Origin of the sequence: Acinetobacter sp. SAAs474 (assembly GCF_032823475.1) — a bacterium.
Classification (GTDB): Bacteria; Pseudomonadota; Gammaproteobacteria; order Pseudomonadales; family Moraxellaceae; genus Acinetobacter.
The window spans coordinates 786,619-808,683 of record NZ_CP127915.1 but is presented as its reverse complement, the minus strand read 5'-3'; the positions used below and the strand labels follow the sequence as shown (position 1 = coordinate 808,683).

Annotated in this window: 19 protein-coding genes; 6 read left to right on the top strand and 13 right to left on the bottom strand. The window is 40.0% G+C overall.

Going from position 1 to position 22,065, the window contains the following annotated elements:
- Positions 1-5: 5 nt before the first annotated feature.
- The 11 genes from QSG86_RS04775 to QSG86_RS04725 all read right to left on the bottom strand — a co-directional run bounded on the left by QSG86_RS04775 (position 6) and on the right by QSG86_RS04725 (position 10,427).
- Positions 6-662 (bottom strand): NeuD/PglB/VioB family sugar acetyltransferase, encoded by a 657-nt coding sequence (locus QSG86_RS04775; RefSeq protein ID WP_317030440.1) that lies wholly within the window; start codon positions 660-662, stop codon positions 6-8.
- Complete coding sequence (locus QSG86_RS04770) at positions 655-1,263, bottom strand: sugar transferase (RefSeq protein WP_317030439.1); 609 nt, start codon at positions 1,261-1,263, stop codon at positions 655-657. Before QSG86_RS04770 ends, QSG86_RS04775 begins: the two co-directional genes overlap by 8 nt.
- The gene (locus tag QSG86_RS04765) at positions 1,263-2,402 is read right to left on the bottom strand and encodes a glycosyltransferase family 4 protein (RefSeq protein ID WP_317030438.1); all 1,140 of its coding nucleotides are present in this window, start codon (positions 2,400-2,402) and stop codon (positions 1,263-1,265) included. Before QSG86_RS04765 ends, QSG86_RS04770 begins: the two co-directional genes overlap by 1 nt.
- Positions 2,399-3,496: a glycosyltransferase gene (locus QSG86_RS04760; RefSeq protein ID WP_317030437.1), complete on the bottom strand. Its 1,098-nt coding sequence runs from the start codon at positions 3,494-3,496 to the stop codon at positions 2,399-2,401. The genes QSG86_RS04765 and QSG86_RS04760 overlap by 4 nt, the downstream gene beginning before the upstream one ends.
- Positions 3,486-4,613, bottom strand: coding sequence for a glycosyltransferase (locus QSG86_RS04755; protein ID WP_317030436.1), 1,128 nt, complete (start codon positions 4,611-4,613; stop codon positions 3,486-3,488). Before QSG86_RS04755 ends, QSG86_RS04760 begins: the two co-directional genes overlap by 11 nt.
- Before the next feature lie 21 nt (positions 4,614-4,634).
- The gene (locus QSG86_RS04750) at positions 4,635-5,180 is read right to left on the bottom strand and encodes an acyltransferase (RefSeq protein WP_317030435.1); all 546 of its coding nucleotides are present in this window, start codon (positions 5,178-5,180) and stop codon (positions 4,635-4,637) included.
- Positions 5,181-5,357: 177 nt separating this feature from the next.
- The gene (locus QSG86_RS04745; protein WP_317030434.1) at positions 5,358-5,945 is read right to left on the bottom strand and encodes an acyltransferase; all 588 of its coding nucleotides are present in this window, start codon (positions 5,943-5,945) and stop codon (positions 5,358-5,360) included.
- The gene (locus QSG86_RS04740; RefSeq protein WP_317033358.1) at positions 5,942-7,114 is read right to left on the bottom strand and encodes an oligosaccharide flippase family protein; all 1,173 of its coding nucleotides are present in this window, start codon (positions 7,112-7,114) and stop codon (positions 5,942-5,944) included. The genes QSG86_RS04745 and QSG86_RS04740 overlap by 4 nt, the downstream gene beginning before the upstream one ends.
- The gene (locus QSG86_RS04735) at positions 7,111-8,136 is read right to left on the bottom strand and encodes an NAD-dependent epimerase/dehydratase family protein (protein ID WP_317030432.1); all 1,026 of its coding nucleotides are present in this window, start codon (positions 8,134-8,136) and stop codon (positions 7,111-7,113) included. Before QSG86_RS04735 ends, QSG86_RS04740 begins: the two co-directional genes overlap by 4 nt.
- 32 nt (positions 8,137-8,168) lie before the next feature.
- Positions 8,169-9,446: a Vi polysaccharide biosynthesis UDP-N-acetylglucosamine C-6 dehydrogenase TviB gene (gene tviB, locus QSG86_RS04730; RefSeq protein ID WP_317030431.1), complete on the bottom strand. Its 1,278-nt coding sequence runs from the start codon at positions 9,444-9,446 to the stop codon at positions 8,169-8,171.
- Positions 9,447-9,665: 219 nt separating this feature from the next.
- Positions 9,666-10,427 (bottom strand): DUF4184 family protein, encoded by a 762-nt coding sequence (locus QSG86_RS04725; protein WP_317030430.1) that lies wholly within the window; start codon positions 10,425-10,427, stop codon positions 9,666-9,668.
- Positions 10,428-10,712: 285 nt separating this feature from the next.
- Here QSG86_RS04725 and QSG86_RS04720 point away from each other — a divergent pair, with 285 nt between their 5' ends.
- The 4 genes from QSG86_RS04720 to dapB all read left to right on the top strand — a co-directional run bounded on the left by QSG86_RS04720 (position 10,713) and on the right by dapB (position 15,329).
- Entirely contained in the window at positions 10,713-11,813 is a 1,101-nt protein-coding gene (locus QSG86_RS04720) for a polysaccharide biosynthesis/export family protein (protein ID WP_317030429.1), read from the top strand.
- Positions 11,813-12,241, top strand: coding sequence for a low molecular weight protein-tyrosine-phosphatase (locus QSG86_RS04715; protein ID WP_317030428.1), 429 nt, complete (start codon positions 11,813-11,815; stop codon positions 12,239-12,241). Before QSG86_RS04720 ends, QSG86_RS04715 begins: the two co-directional genes overlap by 1 nt.
- Positions 12,242-12,258: 17 nt before the next feature.
- Complete coding sequence (locus tag QSG86_RS04710) at positions 12,259-14,436, top strand: polysaccharide biosynthesis tyrosine autokinase (protein ID WP_317030427.1); 2,178 nt, start codon at positions 12,259-12,261, stop codon at positions 14,434-14,436.
- 83 nt (positions 14,437-14,519) lie between these two features.
- On the top strand, positions 14,520-15,329 hold the full coding sequence (dapB, locus tag QSG86_RS04705) for a 4-hydroxy-tetrahydrodipicolinate reductase (protein ID WP_317030426.1): 810 nt from the start codon (positions 14,520-14,522) through the stop codon (positions 15,327-15,329).
- Between the two features lie 74 nt (positions 15,330-15,403).
- Here dapB and dnaJ read toward each other — a convergent pair whose 3' ends face one another.
- On the bottom strand, positions 15,404-16,510 hold the full coding sequence (dnaJ, locus tag QSG86_RS04700; RefSeq protein ID WP_317030425.1) for a molecular chaperone DnaJ: 1,107 nt from the start codon (positions 16,508-16,510) through the stop codon (positions 15,404-15,406).
- A 105-nt stretch (positions 16,511-16,615) separates the two neighbouring features.
- Positions 16,616-16,993, bottom strand: a complete 378-nt coding sequence (locus QSG86_RS04695; protein WP_317030424.1) for a hypothetical protein — start codon at positions 16,991-16,993, stop codon at positions 16,616-16,618.
- Positions 16,994-17,711: 718 nt separating this feature from the next.
- On the opposite strand from QSG86_RS04695, the gene ppc reads away from it, so the two are divergent.
- Complete coding sequence (gene ppc, locus QSG86_RS04690; RefSeq protein WP_317030423.1) at positions 17,712-20,396, top strand: phosphoenolpyruvate carboxylase; 2,685 nt, start codon at positions 17,712-17,714, stop codon at positions 20,394-20,396.
- Positions 20,397-20,689: 293 nt separating this feature from the next.
- Positions 20,690-22,000, top strand: a complete 1,311-nt coding sequence (locus QSG86_RS04685; RefSeq protein ID WP_317030422.1) for a solute carrier family 23 protein — start codon at positions 20,690-20,692, stop codon at positions 21,998-22,000.
- The last annotated feature ends 65 nt before the right edge of the window (positions 22,001-22,065 follow it).

Below are 22,065 nucleotides of genomic sequence, written 5' to 3'. Positions count from 1 at the left end.
AAAATCTATTTAGGCTCAATGATACGAGCAGGATTACCCACCACAGTTACACCAGCAGGTACACTTTTAGTCACAATCGCTCCCATACCCACCACAGCACCAGCACCAATAATCAAAGGTTGAGCGGGTGTACCCTGTTTAATGATGGCACCAGCACCGATATAGGCATGATCATGAATATGAATATTGCCATTACATTTTACGCCAGGTGCAAAGGTGACAAAATCCCCAATCACACAATCATGCTCGACATAACTATATAAATTGGCATGAAAACATTGACCAATTTTCACATTTGAGGCAAGCGTGACAAAAGGGCTGATCGCTGCGCCTGCAGCAATCTCCGTTTGATCCATACACAGCATGTTATCTGCAAATACTGACCACAGCCGAATATCATCAGCAACCAAACGCTGTGCCAACTGCGCACGTATCTGACTATTGGCAATCGCCAACAAGACCCATTTCTCATCGGCAGTTTGTGCCTGAAACATGGCATAATTCATCGCACGATGGCCATTGATATCACTGATTTGGCTGAGTCCATCATCAATAAACACAATTTCAGCGTGCTGCTGTTCACGTGCCAGTTGTTGACGCGCTACAGGCATCAGACTGCGTCCACACCCCGAAGCGCCATAGACGGCATACAGTCTAGTCATGATCTTGATCCACTGTACCGGTAAATTTAGACATGGTCACCTCACCTGCTGCATGAATATCTTCTTTCATCAACACTTTTTTGACGGTTTTACACATGATTTTAACATCAAGCCATAAAGATTGGTGTTCGACATACCAAGTATCGAGTTGAAATTTTTCTTCCCAAGAAATAGCATTGCGTCCATTAATCTGTGCATAACCGGTCATTCCCGGACGAACTTGATGACGCTTGGCCTGCTCTGGATTATATAAAGGTAAATACTCCATCAATAATGGCCGTGGCCCAACAATACTCATTTCACCTTTAAGCACATTCCAGAGCTCTGGCATTTCATCCAGACTGGTGGCACGAAGCATTCGACCAAAAGGTATTAAACGTGCCGCATCTGGCAATGGATCACCTTGTGCATCAACCGCATCTTTCATGGTGCGAAATTTAATCATTTCAAAAGGTTGACCATGTAGCCCCGGACGTAGCTGACGAAAAAGTACTGGAGATCCCAAGTTTTTTTTCACTTTATATGCCACCCAGACATACAAAGGCGATAAAATCAGCAAAGCGCTAGATGCAATCACAATATCCAACATACGTTTTAACATCAGTGAATCCCCATTTTATCGAGCATCTGCTGATTGACCTGTTCAACATCATACTTATTTAAAGCAATTTCTCTGGAACATTGTCCCATGCTGGAAATTAACATAGGATTTTCAATCAAGGATTGCATGGCAACCACCAGATCATCGACAGATTTAACCGCCACCAGATAACCATTTTTACCGTCAATGACAGTTTCACGACACCCCGGTGCATCGGTGGTAATAATGGCACGTCCCATCGCCATCGCCTCTAATACGGTCCGTGGTGTCCCCTCACGATAGGAAGGTAAAACATAGACCGAACATGCAGCAATTGCAGGTTTAACATCACTGAGTTTCCCCCAATAGTGCAAGATATTTTCACTGATCCAACTGTCTAATTCGCTTGCCTCAATTGCTGCTGGATTATCGTCAATCCAGCCAACCAGATGAAATTCGGCATCAGGATAATGTGCTTTAATACGGCGGGCTGCCTGAGCGTATTCACGAACACCTTTATCACCAAGCAAACGTGCAATCATTAAAAAGACCGCTTTGGGCTGCCCTGTTGGCTGACAGGGTAAAGCCACCACATCAAACTCGCGAACATTGACTCCCGAACCATTGACCACAGCCGTAGCAGTATGTGCTGCTAATAAATTTAGCCGTTGAAATAAAGCCAAATCATCTGGATTTTGAAAAAATACCCGAGTGGCATGTTTTAATGCCTGTGCATATAGATGATAAACCAATTTTTGCAAAGCAGTTGGTGCTGCACTGTCCACATTTTGGAAGGCATAACCAAGACCCGTAATTAAGGCAAAACGCTGCGGTACTTTAGCCAACCATGCAGCAAGGCCACCATAAATAACCGGTTTAATGGTATAGGCCAGCATATAATCTGGCTTAATTTTTTTAATACATTGCCACAGTGCAAAACATGTTTTTAGATCCTGAATCGGATTGGTCCCAGTACGTTGCATATTAATAGCATGGACATGATAGCCCAGTTGCTGTAACTGCCGTAATTGATCAGGAAATTCAGCTAAATCTGGTGCAATAATATGGATCTCAAAGCCTTTGCTTTGAATGGCTGCCAGTAATTTACCTCGAAAATTGAGTACAGACGGTAAATAGCTACTGATCATTAGAAATTTCATTGACTCTTGCTCCAGACATCAAGATATTGCTGACTGACCGATTCAATCGAAAAATGACCTGTCACCCGCTGCCGCGCAGCCTGTTTAAGTTGTAGTTTTTCACTGGTCGATAACTGTAGATAATTTAAAATCGCCTGTACCAATCCCTGAACATCACGTGGTGCAACAATTTCACCGATATTTTGCACAATATAAGCAGCATCACCGACATCCGTACTGATACACGGTAAACCAGATGCCATGGCTTCAACCAAAACATTGGGAAAGCCTTCTGTAATCGATGTCATTAAAAATACATCTACAGATTGATAAAATGCTGGCATATCTGACACTTGGCCACAGAGTTGCACTTGCCCTTCACTCAGTTGATATTGCTCAAAATAGTGACGAATTTCCGGATGGTTTAAATCGGCCCCTTGACCGGCAATTTTAAACACAATCGGTTGATCTTTGAGTTGTGCAATGGTGGCAAATAAATAATCATAGCCTTTTGCTGGCCGATAATTACCAGCAAAACCAATCACGCAAGGTTGCTGTAATGCCATATGCGGCTGAAACTGATCTAGATTAATTCCATTGGCAATCACATGCGCTTGTGTATGCTGCAAACCAAAGTCCTGATGCTGAGTCAAAGCAGAATGAGCGCAATAAATAATCGCATGACATTGTGTGGTCAACAACCGACTTAAATACAGCGCTAGCTTGGTACTGATCGACTCTTGTTGCGGTGCTGCCAATGAATGGTGAATCCCCCAAACAACGGCTGGTTTTTGACGTAATCCCAATACACTTAAACTGGTCATCACATTGGCATGATACATCCAGCATTGTACCGTTTGCGGTGCCAGTTGCTTAAGGAGTTGACGCAATTGATATAATACTTTTACCGTATTTAGCCCATTCCAATGTAAGGCATAATATGCCTGACAACGTGCCAAAGTCTGGGCATAAACATCAGAAATATTCATCAAGGCAATGATCACATGCTGATACTGATCTTCAGTCGCGGTAATTAAACGGCTGAGCATCATTTCAGCCCCACCAATACCCGCAAAATTGGTAATCACATGGACCAAAACCGGTTTATTCGACATGATGCTGAGACTCCATCATTTGGCGATAATGCTGTAATACGGTGGTTTTATGAAATTGCTGACAATGTTGCTCAAACTCGGTTGGATCATAATCTAGATCATGCTCAAATAATGCCGATTGCATTGCTGCCACCAAAGCCACCACATCATTGCATTCAACCAATAAACCAAATTTTGCCTGTTGTAAAATTTCGCTTGGTCCGCTAGGACAATTGGTACTGACCACTTTAATCTTTGCCGCCAAGGCTTGAATCAGCACCCCGGGTAAACCTTCCCAGTTTGAACTCAACACAAATAAGTCGGCATATTTAAAATAGGCATAGGGATTGGGATCAAATCCTGCCAAGTCAACCACATCAACCACATTTAATTCAACAATTAACTGCTCCAGCTCTGTACGTAGCTCACCCTCCCCCAAAATGATTAATCGGATATCGGGATACTGCTGATATAAAGTAGCAAAGGCACGAATTAAAAATGCAAAGTTTTTGGCAGCCGTGAGACGCCCCACAGCCATGATGACATGATGTTGATCATTAAAAAAACAATGCTGTACAGGTGCTGCTAGTTTGGCAAAATACTGTTCATCCAGCACCGGATTATAAATAGTCTGTAGATTTGCATATTGATAGTTATAATATTGACGAAAATCGGCCTCGACACCTTGAGAAACACAGACCACATGATCTGCCCAAGGGTAGGTAAGATTAACCATACCTTTTAAAATCAAGCGTGCTACACCACGTTGTGGCATGTTTTTAGACGGTGTAGAGACTTCACGAAATATTAATCGTGTCTTGACCCGAGCCAGTTTTTTTGCAATTGCACAAATAATATTACTATGTGTCTGGGTCGCAATCACAGCATCATAATGCTGTTGCTGCAAATAATGTTTTAGTGGCAATATGGCATTCATCACTCGGCCACAATCAAAATCAATCAAGCTGATTTTCGGACTCACCTCAGGCAATAATTTACCTTGATCAGCGCGTAGACTACATACAGCCAGATCAATCTCCAGACCTTGTTCAGCAAAACTATTGGCCAATTGAATCACGGTACGTTCTGCACCACCACCCCCAAGTGTTGGTAAAAAGAACATGACTTTATTGAGCATAACAAGACCTAAAGAAAGAAATTAAGATTGTTTTTGGTTTTGCATTTGTATCGCCTGCTGGACGCGTTGACGATAGTTGGTAAATGCCATTAACTCACTATCACTGACGCAAGTCGCTTTTATTTTTGCTTCATAATCAGCAAAACTGGAAACCACTTTGGCCGGTACACCGATGGCAACAGTATGATCCGGAATATCTTTAGTGACAACAGAACCCGCACCAATGACTACATATGATCCAATGGTCACGCCCGGCATAATAATACTGTTTACCCCGATAAATACATGCGAACCAACACAAATGGGGGCAAAACGTTGATAACGTCTACCTTGCTGATCTTTAATCAAACAAGTACTGCCATCATGGGTAATAAACTTGACACCAGAAGTGACAGTGACATCATCTCCCAGTCGGATTAAAAAGGGTTCTGAACCCCAAGTGCGAATATAAATACGACAACGCTCACCCACTACCACGCCTTTTTTACGTGCATAGGCCACACTTCCCTTAAGTACGAAATAAATCAAATCCAGTATTTGACGTACAATAGCAGCTATAAATTTCATGATGGGAACCTTGCACAGCATCACGTCACGTGAAGAAGGATGAACAGACCGTTGATTGATCGGTCTGTATAAAAGCAAAGTCTATTTTAACTGAAAATAAAGCATTCAGATACGCTATGATGCGACTGAATCAATATCCAGATTTTATTTTTAACCAAGTGATTGTTTTCATGCTATTTATCGCTTTTTGGCTGGAATACCCACATAAACACCTGTATCTGTTAAATGTTTACTGACCAGTGAACATGCGCCAACCACAATATTATCTGCAATATCAACACCATCCAATACAGTTACACGTGCACCAAACCATACATTTTCACCAATGCGAATTCCCTGTTTGGTAATATGATCTTTCACCAAAACATTGGGATCATCAAACTTATGGTTACTGGCAATTAAAATACTTTGTGTACCGATTCGAGTATTATGACCAATACTTAAGCCACCACAGCCATTTAAAAATGACTTGGAATTAATACTCACATCATGGCCAATCTCAACAGTTCCACCAAAGCATTTAATATAACAATGTTCACCAATAAAACTATGATCACCCAAGGTAAAGACTGCGCCTTTTTCGACAATCAAGGTCACATGATCACCAATATAGACATTTTTACCGATATTTACCTGACCACGAATATCGAGTTGTGTGCCATGACCAAAATATTGAAATCGTGTAGAAAACGCTAAGTTATAGATCACTTTTCGATAGAGTGCTGTACATCGCTGCCACCATCTTAATGCGCTAAAAAAAATCATCGATGATCTCTCCCGACCCGATATAAAATGGCAAAATTATAAAAAATCAGTGCAATAGGTACAGCTATCAGCATATACATTTTATTTTCCATACTGTAATAAAGTATGGCAAATAATATTAATTTAATCAGTAATTCAATTATTTGCAATTTAAATAAGCGACTGCTTTGACGTTTCGCAATTAAATAGGCCGAACTCGGTGGATTACAAAAAACGGCCCAGTAGCCTAAAGCCAGTATTTGAAAATAAACCTGAATACCCGTCCACTCTTGACCAAATACCATTAAATACCACGATTCTGGAATCAGTAAAAAAAGTGCAAAAAAAGGCAATGATATGATACTGAGGGCGATACTGTTTTTAAGTGCAATCTTACTCGAAATATTATCTTTAAATTTTCGAATAAAAAACTGACGTAACGTTTGCGACATTAAATTAATCGGAACACGTAAGGTACGTTCAACAATCGAATAATACCCTACCGCCTGATAGCCCATAAAATGTGACACCACATAATAAGGCAGATTATGCGAGAAACTATTTAATAATGCATGTGGCGTATTGGCAAAAATAAAATCTTGATAGTGTTTAAAACTATGCCAACTCACTTGATAGAGCCGTTTAAACTGAATATAAAACAGCAGCAACAGCGTGATCAAGAAAGCACTCACTGCATAGCTCATCACCAATGTAATCGACATCAATATAGGTAAACACAATTGTACGGCAATTACCAACACACTTCTTAGTAGGTTTAAGCCCGCACAAAATAGCTCTGCTTGATGAGAAAATTGATAGTTATATACTGCTTGAATCAGACTATTGGACAATATGCCCAAAAATACGGCACAAACAATCGATAGATTAAAGAAAAAGCTTAATATGATGGCACTGGCCATACAGAAGATAACCGAAAAAATACAGCTTTCGAAAATTAAACTTTTTTGATCCGCATGATCTGCAATTAAGAGTGCCTGATCTAAACGCAAGTTGGCTACAGTTGACAATACACTCACGATCGCCAATGCAATACCATACTCACCAAAATCAGCGACTGAATATAATCGGGTTAGAAAAGGCAGTGCGATAAATGTCATCATCGCACCAACCAATAGACTGAGGCTAATCAGCCCAATCGATTTATATTTTACGACCAGCCGCTGAATCATGTTAAGTTTTTAACATACCATTGCATCGCGACCTGAATCCCTTGCGCAATCGGAAATTGTGGCGCATAACCCAGAGTTTGCTGAATTTTAGCGATACTGGCTTGAGAGTGACGTACATCACCTGCACGGAATTCGCGATATAGCGGTGCTTTTAAATAATCAACCTGATTGGCAGCCAAAGCCTGTTGAATCGCATAAAAAAGATCATTTAGTGTAGTGCGATCGCCAACTGCAACATTATACACCTGATTTTTAGCATCATCATTGAGCGTGGTTGCCGCCAAGAGATTGGCCTGTACAGTATTGTCGATAAAACAAAAATCACGGCTGGTTTCACCATCACCATTGATAAATACGTCTTCGCCAGCAATCATGGCTGCAGTCCATTTTGGAATAACTGCGGCATATGCACCATTGGGATCTTGACGTTGACCAAATACATTAAAATAACGTAAACCAATCGCCTTAAAACCATAAGTTTTTGCAAAAACATCTGCATATAACTCATTGACGTATTTGGTGACGGCATAAGGGGATAACGGTTTGCCAATATTTTCTTCTACTTTGGGCAATGCAGGATGATCGCCATAGGTTGAGCTGCTGGCTGCATAGGTAAAACTTTTCACTCCTGCATCACGAGCTGCCGTCAACATATTTAAAAAACCATCGATATTGGTTTGATTGGTGGTAATTGGATCTGCAATCGAACGCGGTACTGAACCCAGAGCTGCCTGATGCAACACATAATCCACACCCTTACAAGCTGTTTGACAATCTGCTAAATTACGGATATCACCTTGATCAAAGCGAAATCGCGCCCACTGCGCTGCGCTCACCAAGGATTGCACTTCATCTAGATTAGCTTGATGGCCGGTGGCAAAGTTATCCAGTCCAATCACGTTTTGATCAAGCTTTAATAAGGTTTCTAATAAATTAGAACCAATAAAACCAGCGACCCCTGTAACTAACCATGTTTTAGGGGCACGTTGTAATTCTAAACATGTGGCGTCAAATTGATTCATGTGATGTATTCCTTAGCAAAGCTGATTTCAAACTACAAACGAAGATCAGACTCAGTTTGAGCTAAAATATATTTTAAATCATATAAAACATGCTGCGCTTTACCCAAAGCACGAATCGCTGCTGCTCCTAGCGCCACAAATTGCTGATGTGCGACTGCCAAAATTATCGCATCATATAATCCATCATCGAGCTCTTCGATCATGGTGAGGCCATATTCATGCTGTGCTGCACTGGCATCGACCCAAGGATCATAAACATCAACATCAATGTGATATTCTTGAAGCTCTTTAATAATATCAATAACTTTAGTATTGCGAATATCAGGACAATTTTCTTTAAAGCTTAAGCCCAATACCAATACTTTGGCACCTTCAACCTGAATTTTTTTCTTAATCATACTTTTAACCAGTTGGGTCACGACATAGCTTCCCATGGCATCATTTAAACGACGACCGGCTAGAATAATTTCAGGATGATAACCAATTGCCTGTGCTTTATAGGTTAAATAATAAGGATCTACACCAATGCAATGCCCACCCACCAAACCAGGACGAAATGGTAAAAAGTTCCATTTGGTTCCAGCAGCAGCCAACACAGCCTCAGTATCAATACCCATTTTATTAAAAATCAGGGCCAATTCATTAATCAGTGCAATATTGACATCACGCTGGGTGTTTTCAATCACTTTTGCCGCTTCAGCCACTTTAATACTGGCTGCCTTATGGGTTCCAGCTTCAATAATTAGGTTATAGACCTGATCAACAAAATCAGCAACTTCAGCAGTTGATCCAGAGGTAATTTTTAAAATATTTTTAACACGGTGCAATTTATCACCGGGATTAATCCGTTCTGGGCTATAGCCTGCATAGAAATCTTGATTAAAACTTAAGCCCGAATATTGCTCTAATACCGGAATACACACCTCTTCGGTCGCACCCGGATAGACGGTAGATTCATACACCACAATATCACCAGGCTTTAACACCTGACCAATCGTGGTTGAAGCTTGAATCAATGGTGTCAAATCAGGCTGTTTAAAGGCATCAATCGGTGTGGGAACTGTCACAATAAAAAAATTACAGCGTTTTAAATCTGCTACATCTGCGCTATAGCTCAGATATGTTGCTGCTGCGAGTTCTTTCGATGAAACTTCCAAAGTATGGTCCTGACCTGATCGCAGCTCATCAATACGTTTTTGATGAATATCAAAACCTAATACCGGTACCTTCTGCCCAAACTCAACGGCCAAAGGTAGACCCACATATCCCAATCCAATAATAGCGATGTTGAGATCAGAAAGTTGACGCATGTTAGAACCTTATGAATAGTTTAATCTCTACAGATTACAGTTGCTCCAACCTATTCAGGTTGGAAAATATCAATACTAAGCCAGATAAAATAGCAGCAGTTAAGCAAGGACTAATATAACAGAAAATGCCATTTGAATGAGGTGATTCAATGATTGGAATTTTAATTGAATCATCCTGACATTTATCTAGAAAAGGACTTTTATGCAGTGTTGTCTATTTCAATCTTTGATGAACAGACGCCAAATCATACAGCCAAGTGTAAACACCCACAGTGCAGTCTGACTAAACTCATTAAAGCACATCCCAATGATACTATAGAGATTGTCTTGCCAAAGCCGAGAGGGAATCGCTTCAAGATAATAGTGCATGGCCAACCAGCCACTTAATATCGTTATCAATACCAAGCCCCAGCCTAAACAGCGGATATACAGCGCTATTGGATATGGCGTTTTATAACGCTGATAATAAGCCCATAGCATCCACAGCAAAATTGGCAAGCTAATCACCGAGGTTGATACTTGCAATATACGGTGTAAAGGAAAAACCATATCAAATAAACGGATATTCTGTGCCAGAAAGTTTTTAAAGAAAAGCGTTCTAAAATCTGCATGGGTTAAACCATCCCAGAGAATATGACTACAAATTCCAATCAATAATGCCAAACAACTGGCTATACTAAATTGAATCCAGCTTTTTAAATGCCGCAAGGGTATCGCATGTTCAATACCAATAAAACGGTATATAACGGGACGATATATTAAATACCACAGTACAGTAAAACCCATCCCCACACATAAACTCGGATATAATAATGCGCTCCAATAATGTGCCAAATAACCATCATCATGCCCTGCACGAATCAACAAACGATAAAGATCGGGTGTCATACAACCAATCGCCAATGCGGCTACAGGCAGCCGATATCCAGTCATTTTGGCAATTGGCGGGGCCAAAATCGCATGAGAAAGTGTAAATGGCATAAGTAATCACATGATACTTTTATAGATTATAACATATTAATCAATAAACTATATTTCGCTTTATTGTTAAATCATATCCAGCATATATTGTTAATCCATTGTTGTGATTAACGTTACATATTGATTAGAAATTTTACCTAGATATTACTATTTATATAGCATAGTTAAATCAACCAAATTAAAATCATTAAAATAATATTTTTTGATAATGATTTAATCGCCTAAATCAGATATTATATCGCCCAGCGTTTAACGATACCATTTAATTTAACTACAGGCAGTGCAGTGAATTATTATAAGTTTAGTTCTATATTTGCATTCACTTTAGCACTAAGTGGGTGCTCTGTTATTTCTGGTTTTCAAACCTATAATCTACCACGTGAAGGACTGTACCAAACCGAGTTGGGTACACCAGTTAATGTGGTTCGCTTGACGCAAGAATCTTTATTTGCCTCCCAAGCTGCAGAAGAAAATTTAAATGATTATGCCCCATTATTTATCCAGAAAAATAAAACCTATAAATTAAGTGCTGGTGATATCTTGTCCATTTATTTATGGGCCTATCCTGAAATCACACCGCCAACCAGTGCTATTAGTAATGAAACCAGCGTACAGTCCAATGGTTATCAAATTGACCAACAGGGTTATATCCAGTTTCCGATGATTGGCCGTTACCATGCGGCAGGCAAATCACTGACACAGATTAATCAGGAATTACGTCAGCAATTGTCACGTTATTTAAAAACTCCTGACGTGGTGGTACGTGTATTATCTTATCAGGGCAAACATTTTTCAGTACAGGGCAATGTCCTAAAAGCCGGTCAATACGCCCTAACCGATCAACCAATCAGCCTGTATAGCGCCTTGGGTTTAGCTGGTGGCGTCAATGCCCAACTGGGCAATAATGCGGCAATTGTGTTGGTCCGTAATGGTAGAAACTATCAGTTAAATACCCTTGCACTTGAAAAAGCAGGCTATTCTTTACATCAACTGCTGATCCAGCCCAATGACACCATTTATGTCAATGCACGTGAAAATCAAAAAATCTATATCATGGGTGAAGCAGGTAAAAATCAAGCCTTAGTCCTGCGCGATCAAGGCATGACCTTAAGCGATGTATTGGGGGAAAGCTTAGGGATTAACCCGTTATCGGCAAGTAATAGCCGTATTTTTGTGGTCCGTAGCAATCAACAAAGCCCTATCACCGAAATTTATCATTTAGACCTGAGCAATATTGGTGATTTTGGTTTGGCGAACCAGTTTAAAGTACGTAGTAACGATATTGTTTATGTTGACTCTACAGGCTTAACACGCTGGCAACGTGTTGTTAATCAGGTGATTCCATTCTCTAATGCCCTGTATAACTTTGGCCGTATAGGTGAATAATGAATTTTAAAAATATTCTTGTGGTCTGTATTGGTAATATTTGTCGCAGCCCTATGGCCGAATATTTTTTAAAGCATGATTATCCTGAGCGGCAGATCTGTTCTGCAGGTCTGGGCAGCCTAGCTGGCCACCCTGCCGACCCTAAAGCATTGTTGGCGATGCAGCAGTTTTCAATCAACCTCGAACCACATATTGCACAGCAAATTAACGATCAACTGGTAAAACAGGCTGATCTTATTTTGGTGATGAGTTCCAGTCAGCAAAAACAGCTTGAACAAAACTGGCCTTATGCCAAAGGCAAAGTATTTCGCCTGGGCCACTGGCAAAATAAAAATATTGCTGATCCTTATCAACACGAGCAAAGCGTTTTTGATGAGACTTGCGCACTGATTAAAGCTTGTGTCGCAGACTGGAAAAAATACATTTAACTTTTGAATAGATGACTATGAGCGCAAATACAAATACTGAAGATACAATTGACTTAAAAGCGTTATTCTTTTCCCTGATTGCGCAGTGGAAACTAATTTCACTCTGTATTTTACTCAGTCTGGTTTGTGCCTTATTGTATCTTCGAGTTACACCTGAAACCTATCAGGTCAATGCCTTGGTACAGGTCAGCGAAGGTAAAAATGCCTCATCTGCTTTACTGGGTGATTTATCCAGTGTGATTGACCAAAAACAGCCCGCCCAAGCCGAAATTGAAATTTTAAAATCGCGTTTGGTGCTCGGTAATGCCATTCAACGCTTAAATTTGGACACCGTGATTTCCGGTACCCAAAACTCTGTATTATATCGTTTATTTAGTCCACATGACTATCAAACTGAATATAGCCAAAAGCTGATTAACTTTTCTGATAACAATAAAAGCTTTCAAATTCGAAAATTTAGTGTATCACCGGCCTTAGAAAATCAGCCACTGCTACTCACGTTTAATCAAGGCAAAATACAGGTCGCGGATCAGAAAACCGAGCAAGTCCTCGGGGAAATCTCACTCAATCAACCCGGTCGAATTAGCACACCGGATGGCGTGATTGAGCTGGCAATCTATAGCCAAGATTCCTTCGATCAAAGTTATATCATTAGAAAACTCTCTTTACCGGCTGCAGTCGATCGAATTTCAAGCAATTTCTCCGTAGCAGAAAAAGGCAAACTGACGGGTATTTTAAGTTTAAATTATGAAGGCAGAAATCCAGCCCATATTCGTCAGGTTTTAAATGCCATTTTAGTGGCCTATCATCAACAAAATATTGAAAGAAGTTCGGCGGAAACCTCCCAAACTTTAAATTTTCTTGATGAACAATTACCCGAGCTCAAGGCTCAGCTCGATCAGGCAGAACGTCAATTTAACTATTTCCGTGAACAATACAATACTGTCGATATCAACAAAGAATCTGAGCTATATTTAAGTCAAAGTGTTGCACTTGAAACACAGAAAGCCAATTTAGAACAAGAAGTTGCTGAGGCAGGCGCCAAATATACTGCCGACCATCCAGTGATGCAGCAAATGACAGCACAATTGGCCAGCATCAATGAAAAACAGGCCAAACTTGAGCAAACCCTTAAACAGCTCCCTGACTTACAACGTCGTTATCTACAACTCTACCGCGAAGTTGAAGTTAAAAATCAACTCTATACCAATTTACTCAATTCTTATCAACAATTACGTATTGCCAAAGCAGGTGAAATTGGCAATATTCGTATTGTCGATAATGCAGTCAATCCATTAAAACCAATTAAACCGAAAAAACTCAGTATTCTGGTATTAGCACTGTTTTTAGGTGGCTTTATCGGTACCTTGTTGGCACTGTTACGCAATATGATGCGCTCTGGAATTAAAGATACTGAACAGCTGGAAACTGAATTTAGTTTACCGGTCTATGCCACAATCCCGCATTCACCTGTTCAATTTAAATTTTCTAAACTGCTTAAAAAGAAAAAAAGCTTGCCGATTTTGGCGGTGCATGATAGTGAAGATATCTCGATTGAAAGTTTACGTAGTATGCGTACAGCATTATATTTTACTACCCATAGTGCCAAAAATAATGTCATTTCAATTTCAGCACCTGCACCAGGGATTGGTAAATCTTTTGTTTCAATTAACTTATCGACCATTCTGGCACAGAATAATAAACGTATTTTATTAATCGATGCCGATATGCGTCGTAGTTATCTCTATAAATATTGTAATCTCGACAATAGTCTTGGTTTAAGCTCTTACTTACTGGGTGAGCGTTCGCTTCAGGATGTGATTCGCCCAACTGCAGTGAATCAATTTGATATTATTACCTCTGGTCCTTATCCAAAAAATCCAACAGAACTGCTACATTCAGAGAAATTTGCCGAAATTTTTGAACAACTTTCAGCACAGTATGACTATATTATTGTTGATACCCCACCTATACTTGCGGTGACCGATGCCAGTATTATTGCCAAACATGCCGGTACCAACCTTATGGTGATCAGCTATGGCAAAACCGAGTTAAAAGAAATTAAATTATCATTAAGTCGCTTTACTCAAGTCGGTAGCAATGTAGATGGATTTATTTTAAATAATATTACCCAGCATTCTGCACGCTATGCTTATCAATATAATTACAAATATACCAGTCATAAAGATCAGTAAAATTGCATTGATTGATATCTACGCAAAATGGGCTAATATGCAATATGATTAGCCTTGTTTTGTTATCTTGTTAGGAAAACTTTATGTCAACAACTCCACGCATTGGTATTTTAGGCGCAGGTGGCCGTATGGGCCGTATCCTGATACAAGCTGTTCATCAAGCACACTATCAACTTAGTGCAGCCATTGAACGACCAGATAGTAGTCTTATTGGTAGCGATGCCGGTGAGTTGGCAGGAATTGGTAAATTAAATACCCTGATCAGTGATGACTTGGCAGCATTGCTTGACGCGTGTGATGTAATCATTGACTTTACTGCACCAGCAGCGACCATTGAACATATCAAACTGTGCCGTCAAGCAGGTGTTGCAATGGTGATTGGTACTACAGGGATGAATGATGAGCAAAAGGCCTATCTATTAGATGCTGCAACGGAAATTCCAATTGTCTATGCAGCCAATTACTCCATCGGCGTCAATGTCTCGATTAAATTATTAGAATTGGCAGCACAAGTGTTTGCAGACTCCGTCGATATTGAAATTATTGAAGCACATCATCGTCATAAAGTGGATGCACCATCAGGTACCGCACTCATGATGGGTGAAGCCATTGCACACACCTTAGGACGAGATCTAAAACAAGATGCCGTCTATTGTCGTGAAGGGCAAACTGGAGCACGTGAGCGTAAAACGATTGGTTTTCAAACCATTCGTGGTGGTGATATTGTTGGTGAGCATACTGCCATGTTTATTGGTGAAGGTGAACGTATTGAAATTACCCACAAAGCAACCAATCGCATGAACTTTGCCGCAGGTGCAGTTCGTGCAGCAGCTTGGGTAGCGGGTCGTCCAGCACAGCACTACGACATGAAAGATGTACTGGGTCTGCATTAATGATTTTATCGATTGATCAGTCATGGATTTAAAAAAAATCGCCCAGTTGGGCGATTTTTTTAATTATGGCGTGATCAATCAAATAAACGATCAAAGAAAGATTTTTTCTTTGGTGATGATTTACTATCAGCACCATCAAGCGTTGCTTGTAATTCTTGCAGTAATTCACGCTGACGTGATGTTAAATGTACCGGTGTTTCAACCACAATACGACACAATAAATCACCGGTCATACTGGTCCGTACCGGCTTAACCCCTTTACCACGTAAACGGAATAATTTACCGGTTTGTGTACCTTCAGGCACTTTTAAACTTACACGCCCTTCCAGTGTTGGAATTTCAATTTCTTTACCCAATGCTGCATCTGCAATGCTGATTGGCACATCCATATACAGGTCGGCACCATCACGTTGAAACACTTCGTGCTCACGAACCACGACTTCAACGTATAAATCTCCGGCCTGACCATCACGAATTGCTTCACCCTTACCCGATAAACGGACACGGTCACCATTATCAACCCCTGCAGGGATAGTGACTTCAAGTGTTTGTTGACGATCAGAAACACCTGAACCATGACAACTCTGACAAGGATTCTTAATAATTTTACCTTGTCCACGACAGGTGCTACAGGTTTGCTGCACAGAGAAGAAACCTTGTTGCATACGAACCTGACCTGCACCATGACAGGTTTTACAGGTTTCAACATCATTTGGATTTTTTGATCCTTTACCATCACACACGTCACATGGTGCTGGTGCAGTAAAGGTAATGGTTTTTTTAACCCCTTGTACTGCTTCTTCTAGGGTCAATTCCATCACATAACGTAAGTCAGATCCACGACGTGCACGTTGCTGTGCTCGTCCGCCACCAAATGCATTACCGAAAATATCACCGAATTGGCTAAATACGTCTTCAGCACTAAAACCGCCGAAGCCGCCACCGCCCATACCGCCTTCAAAAGCTTGATGTCCCATACGGTCATACATACTGCGCTTTTCGCTGTCAGACAATACTTCATAGGCTTCTGAAGCTTCTTTAAACTTATCTTCTGCTTCTGCACTGTCTGGATTGCGGTCTGGATGATATTTCATCGCCAACTTACGGTAGGCTTTTTTAATCTCATCATCACTAGCTGTTTTAGAAACACCTAAAACCTCATAATAATCACGTTTAGCCATGTCTGGCGATGCTCCTCACGGAAATTCATTCAATATTTACTGTTGGGTAACGTTGGGGTATAACTGTATTTTACAAGAGCAATCACAGAAAAAAATTTTCAACCGTCAATAAACAGCTTTATTCTTGACAAATTTTGAAATACCTTTAATCCATGCATTTAATAAATAAAGAAATGCGACGACTGTAAACACCACACCGATCACAGTGCATGTGGTTACCCAAATATAGGTATCCCAATAATAAAAATACAACGGTACAAACCACAGTGCAGCGAAAATCATACAGATAAAATAAATAATCGAACTGCGCATCAACCAAAGCGCTTGTGCTTGTAACCAGACTTCCGCATCACTGGCCAAGGCAACTTTTCGTGCAAATAGATAGGCAAACAAACTAAAAAGAAAGGTAAATAAAGCAAGAAACATACAGATATAGGCGATCATAATCGAACGACGATATTTTTTTAGGTTATCTGTATCCATGTTTAGCTCAACCCCGATTGCCATACTGTTGTATTATATTTGATGGCATGACTTCGATCATAAAAGAATTATTTAAAATTTGAATGTTATATAGCGTGCAACTATATTTAAATTTTAAACATTTAGCACCCTATTTTAGCATAATCCAGAATTAATATTGTTGTTTTTTTTAACTTAAAATAAACTGATACCACTCAAAAAATCATGCTGCTCAACGCTCTGCTGTTGAATGCTGGAACAATGGTGTATGGTGATCATGACAATACCAAAAATAAAGCGCGATTGCCCCTTGCTGTAAGCAATGCAATAGCATCTTGTAGATGATATTTCAGCTTAAATCATTTAAGCGCAATTGACTGGGCGATACCCAACACCAATAACAGATCTCATCATTTAAAAGATTACATAAAAATCAACTATTAATATCTATTTATTCGTCATTAACTTGTCGTGTAAAGTACGATTATTTTGTCTTTTTGCGCTATACTGATTGAATATACTTATCATAGTTAACCCAGTAATCGCATGAATAGCCGTTTCTATTTTAAAAAGATAATTCAATAAATAAAAATATCAATATCGGCCAGTTTTTTGATATTTCCATGCTATAACAGTGCTTGAATTTAGCGGTTTATTCACTGCTACTTTTGTCTGGAGGTCACTTGGATTGTCATTATTTCAGAGTATAGTCAAATAAAGAATGTAAGGAGAATGATAAATGATTCAACAAATTGATGCCCCTTTACGCGAAGACGTACGTTTACTTGGGAATTTATTAGGAGAAATACTCAAGGAACAAGTCGGACAAGATTTGTTTAATCAAGTAGAGCAAATTCGTGCTTTATCTAAAGGTGCCAGAGATGGTCAAGCTGAAGCAGAACAACAATTGGCGACCTTATTATCGAGTTTAAACGATGAAGAAATTTTGCCACTCACGCGTGCATTTAGCCATTTTTTAAACTTTGCCAATATTGCCGAACAATACCATGTCGTTCGCAGTCGTCGACAACGTGAATTTGATCCTCATTCTCCATCACCAAATCCACTCGATCATTTATTTGAAAAATTTAAAACACAACAAATTTCCACAACAGCACTATATCAACAAATTTGTGAATTAAAGATCGAGCTCGTACTTACCGCACATCCTACAGAAGTCAGTCGTAGAACATTGATTCAAAAATATGATGGTATTAATGACTGTTTATTTAAATTAGATCAACAAAAACTAACGCCACGTGAACGTCAAGCAATCCTTGATGATCTCAAACAACTCATCTGTTCTGCATGGCAGACCGATGAAATTCGCCAGCACCGTCCAACACCGATTGATGAGGCAAAATGGGGTTTTACCACCATCGAACAAACGCTATGGAATGCGATTCCTAAATTTATGCGTGAATTGGATGAACTGGTTCATCATCACTGCCAACAACATTTACCCCTGAATATTTCACCAATACGTTTTGCTTCTTGGATGGGAGGAGACCGTGATGGCAATCCAAACGTAACTCATCAAGTCACACAAGAAGTACTGTGGTTATCGCGCTGGAAGGCTGCCGATCTCTATTTACGTGATATTGAAGCACTACGCTGGGAACTGTCCATATCACAATGTTCTGCAGAGCTACAACAAACATTAGGCTATCAACATGCTGAACCTTATCGTGAATATTTACGCCATACCCGTGAACAATTAAAAGCAACTCGTCACTGGCTGGCAGAAAAACTGGCTGGTCGACAAGCCGATGCAACAGGTATTATTCACAGTAAAGATGAACTATTACAACCGTTACAACTGTGTTATCGCTCGTTGGTAGAATCGAATCTGGCAGAAATCGCCAATGGCAAATTGCTCGACTTTATTCATCGTGTGAATTGTTTTGGTATCGAACTGTTAAAACTGGATATTCGTCAAGAGTCTGGACGTCATCGTCAGGCTATTTCAGCAATTACTGAATATTTGGGTCTGGGCAATTTTGAAACATGGACTGAACAAGCACGTCAAAACTTTTTATTACAAGAGTTACAAAGCAAACGCCCTTTATTACCTAAGTTTTTGCAAGAGCCACAGCAAAGTCTGATTGAACATCCAGATGTACAAGAAGTTTTTGCCACTATGCGCACATTGGCACAACAGCCTCAAGAATGCTTAGGTGCCTATATTATTTCGATGGCTGAATATCCAAGTGATATTTTAGCTGTATTATTATTACAAAAAGAAGCGGGTATTCAGCATCCTTTAAGAGTCGTTCCCTTATTTGAAACCCTCAAAGATTTAGATGGTGCGGCAGACACCATGAATACCTTATTTAATATGCATTGGTATAAACAGCATATTCAAGGTAAACATGAAGTGATGATTGGCTATTCAGATTCGGCAAAAGATGCTGGGTTTATGTCCGCCAACTGGGCACAATATCGAGCACAAGAAGAATTAACCGCAATCGCTCAGCAACATCAGGTACAACTGACCTTATTCCATGGCCGTGGTGGTTCAATCAGTCGCGGTGGTGCACCGACACAGCAAGCTCTTTTTTCACAACCTCCAGGTTCAATTTCTGGCGCAATTCGTGTCACTGAACAAGGTGAAATGATTCGTTTTAAATTTGGCTTAGAGGGTGTGGCACTGCAAAATCTGGAAGTCTATACTGCAGCAACGTTAGAGGCGACGCTGCTTCCTCCACCTGTGCCTAAAGCAGAATGGCGTCATTTGATGAATTTGATGACCAATCGTTCGGTACAGGTTTATCGTCAAACCGTACGTGAAAATCCACATTTTGTAAAATATCTAAGAACAGTAACACCTGAGCTTGAATTACAAATGTTACCACTAGGATCACGTCCTGCAAAACGTAAAGTCAGTGGTGGAATTGAATCACTACGTGCTATCCCTTGGGTTTTTGCTTGGACTCAAATTCGTCTGATGTTACCTGCATGGCTCGGTACAGGAACTGCACTGCATCAAATGATTGCAGATGATCAAAAAGTAATTCTTGATCAAATGTTGCTGGAATGGCCATATTTCCAAACCTTAATTGATATGCTGGAAATGGTGCTGTCCAAATCAGATGCACATATTGCACTGTATTATGAATCACATTTAACGGATGATGAACATTTAAAAATTTTAGGTGCAGAGTTACGTCAACGCCTAAAAAATGCGGTAGACACCTTATTGCTATTAAAAGGTGAATCAAAACTATTGAGTAGTAATGATGTACTCGATCAGTCGATGAAAGTGCGTAAACCTTATTTACTCCCCTTACATCTGCTACAAGCTGAATTAATGAAACGTCGTCGTGCCTATATTGCAACACAACAGTCTGAACATACACCGATTGATCATGCACTGATGGTGAGTATTACCGGAATTGCAGCAGGACTTCGCAATACAGGCTAATTGATCATGACTGTAGAAGCAGATCGCGATGATCTGCTTCTTTATTCAACACATTTTAATCACTATGATCAGTTTGGCACTCGCTCGATAAAATCATGTTTAGGCTGATCATATTTTAAAAATTGATCTGAATTCACCAAGTTAAGAGAACATAATTATAAAAAACTTTTACCATATGGTAAAAATTGATGTAAGTCATATAATTAGTTTTAATAAAATTTCACTTGAATGGATTAAATCTTGTTATAAACAAGAGTATCATGTGCACAATTTAGCTTTTGAGTGCTCATTTTATGTCCAATTGGTTTCCCCAATGGCGTCCTTATCAGGGCAATATCGATGCACGCCCAGTGGGCACAAATGAATATCTTCCAACCAATCAAAGTATTGTTTTAGGGATACAACATGCTTTTGCCATGTTCGGTTCAACCGTACTGGCACCATTTCTCATGGGATTTGATCCTAATCTTGCCATTTTAATGTCAGGAATTTGTACCATTTTATTCTTTATCATGACCGGTGGTCGTGTTCCGAGTTATTTGGGTTCAAGTTTTGCATTTATTGGTGTCGTTATTGCAGCAACAGGTTATGCCGCATCAGGAACAGGCGCGCCCAATACCAATCTGGCCGTTGCAGCAGGCGGTATTATGGCCTGCGGTATCTTATATGCGATTTTTGGCTTAATGGTCATGGCAACGGGCACAGCTTGGATTGAAAAATTAATGCCACCTGTTGTGACTGGTGCAGTGGTGATGATTATTGGCCTAAACTTAGCGCCAGTTACGGTAAAAAGTGTTGCGGGTAATCCTTTTAATATGTGGATGTCGCTCTTGACCGTATTATGTATGGGCGCTATTGCGGTATTTACCAAAGGCCTATTACAACGCTTATTGTTACTGGTTGGTCTGGTCATGGCCTATTTTATTTACTATCTCATTAGTAATGTATTCGGTTATGGCACACCGATTAACTTTTTACCCATTCAACAAGCCAGCTGGTTTGGTGTACCCACCCTGCACGCGCCAACATTCGATATCAATGCCATTCTAATTATTGCACCAGTCGCTCTGATTTTAATGGCTGAAAATTTAGGTCATATTAAAGCAGTGGGTGCAATGACTGGAGAGAATCTTGATCCACAAATTGGCAAGGCCTTTTTGGCAGATGGTGTTGCAACCACACTCTCGGGGAGTGTCGGTGCGCCGGGGATGACGACCTATGGTGAAAATATTGGTGTCATGGCAGTCACTCGCGTCTATTCCACGATTATTTTTGCAATTGCGGGTATTTTTGCCATATTTTTAGGCCTCTCCCCCAAGTTTGGTGCTGTGATTCATACCATTCCAACCGCAATTTTAACAGGTGCATCAATTGTAGTATTTGGCTTAATTACTATTGCTGGTGCAAAAATCTGGATTGAAAATAAAGTCGATTTTTCTCAAAACAAAAATCTGATTGTTGCTGCTGTCACGCTGATTTTAGGTACCGGTGACTTTGCTTTACAATTTGGTAGCTTTAATTTAGGTGGTATTGGTACAGCAACATTTGCAGCCTTATTACTAAACTGGTTTTTTAGTTTAACCGAATCATCCAAATCAAATTGATCGCTAAAAAGCAGTCTTCGGACTGCTTTTTTAATATATGATGCTGAACTTGCTCAATGATAAAG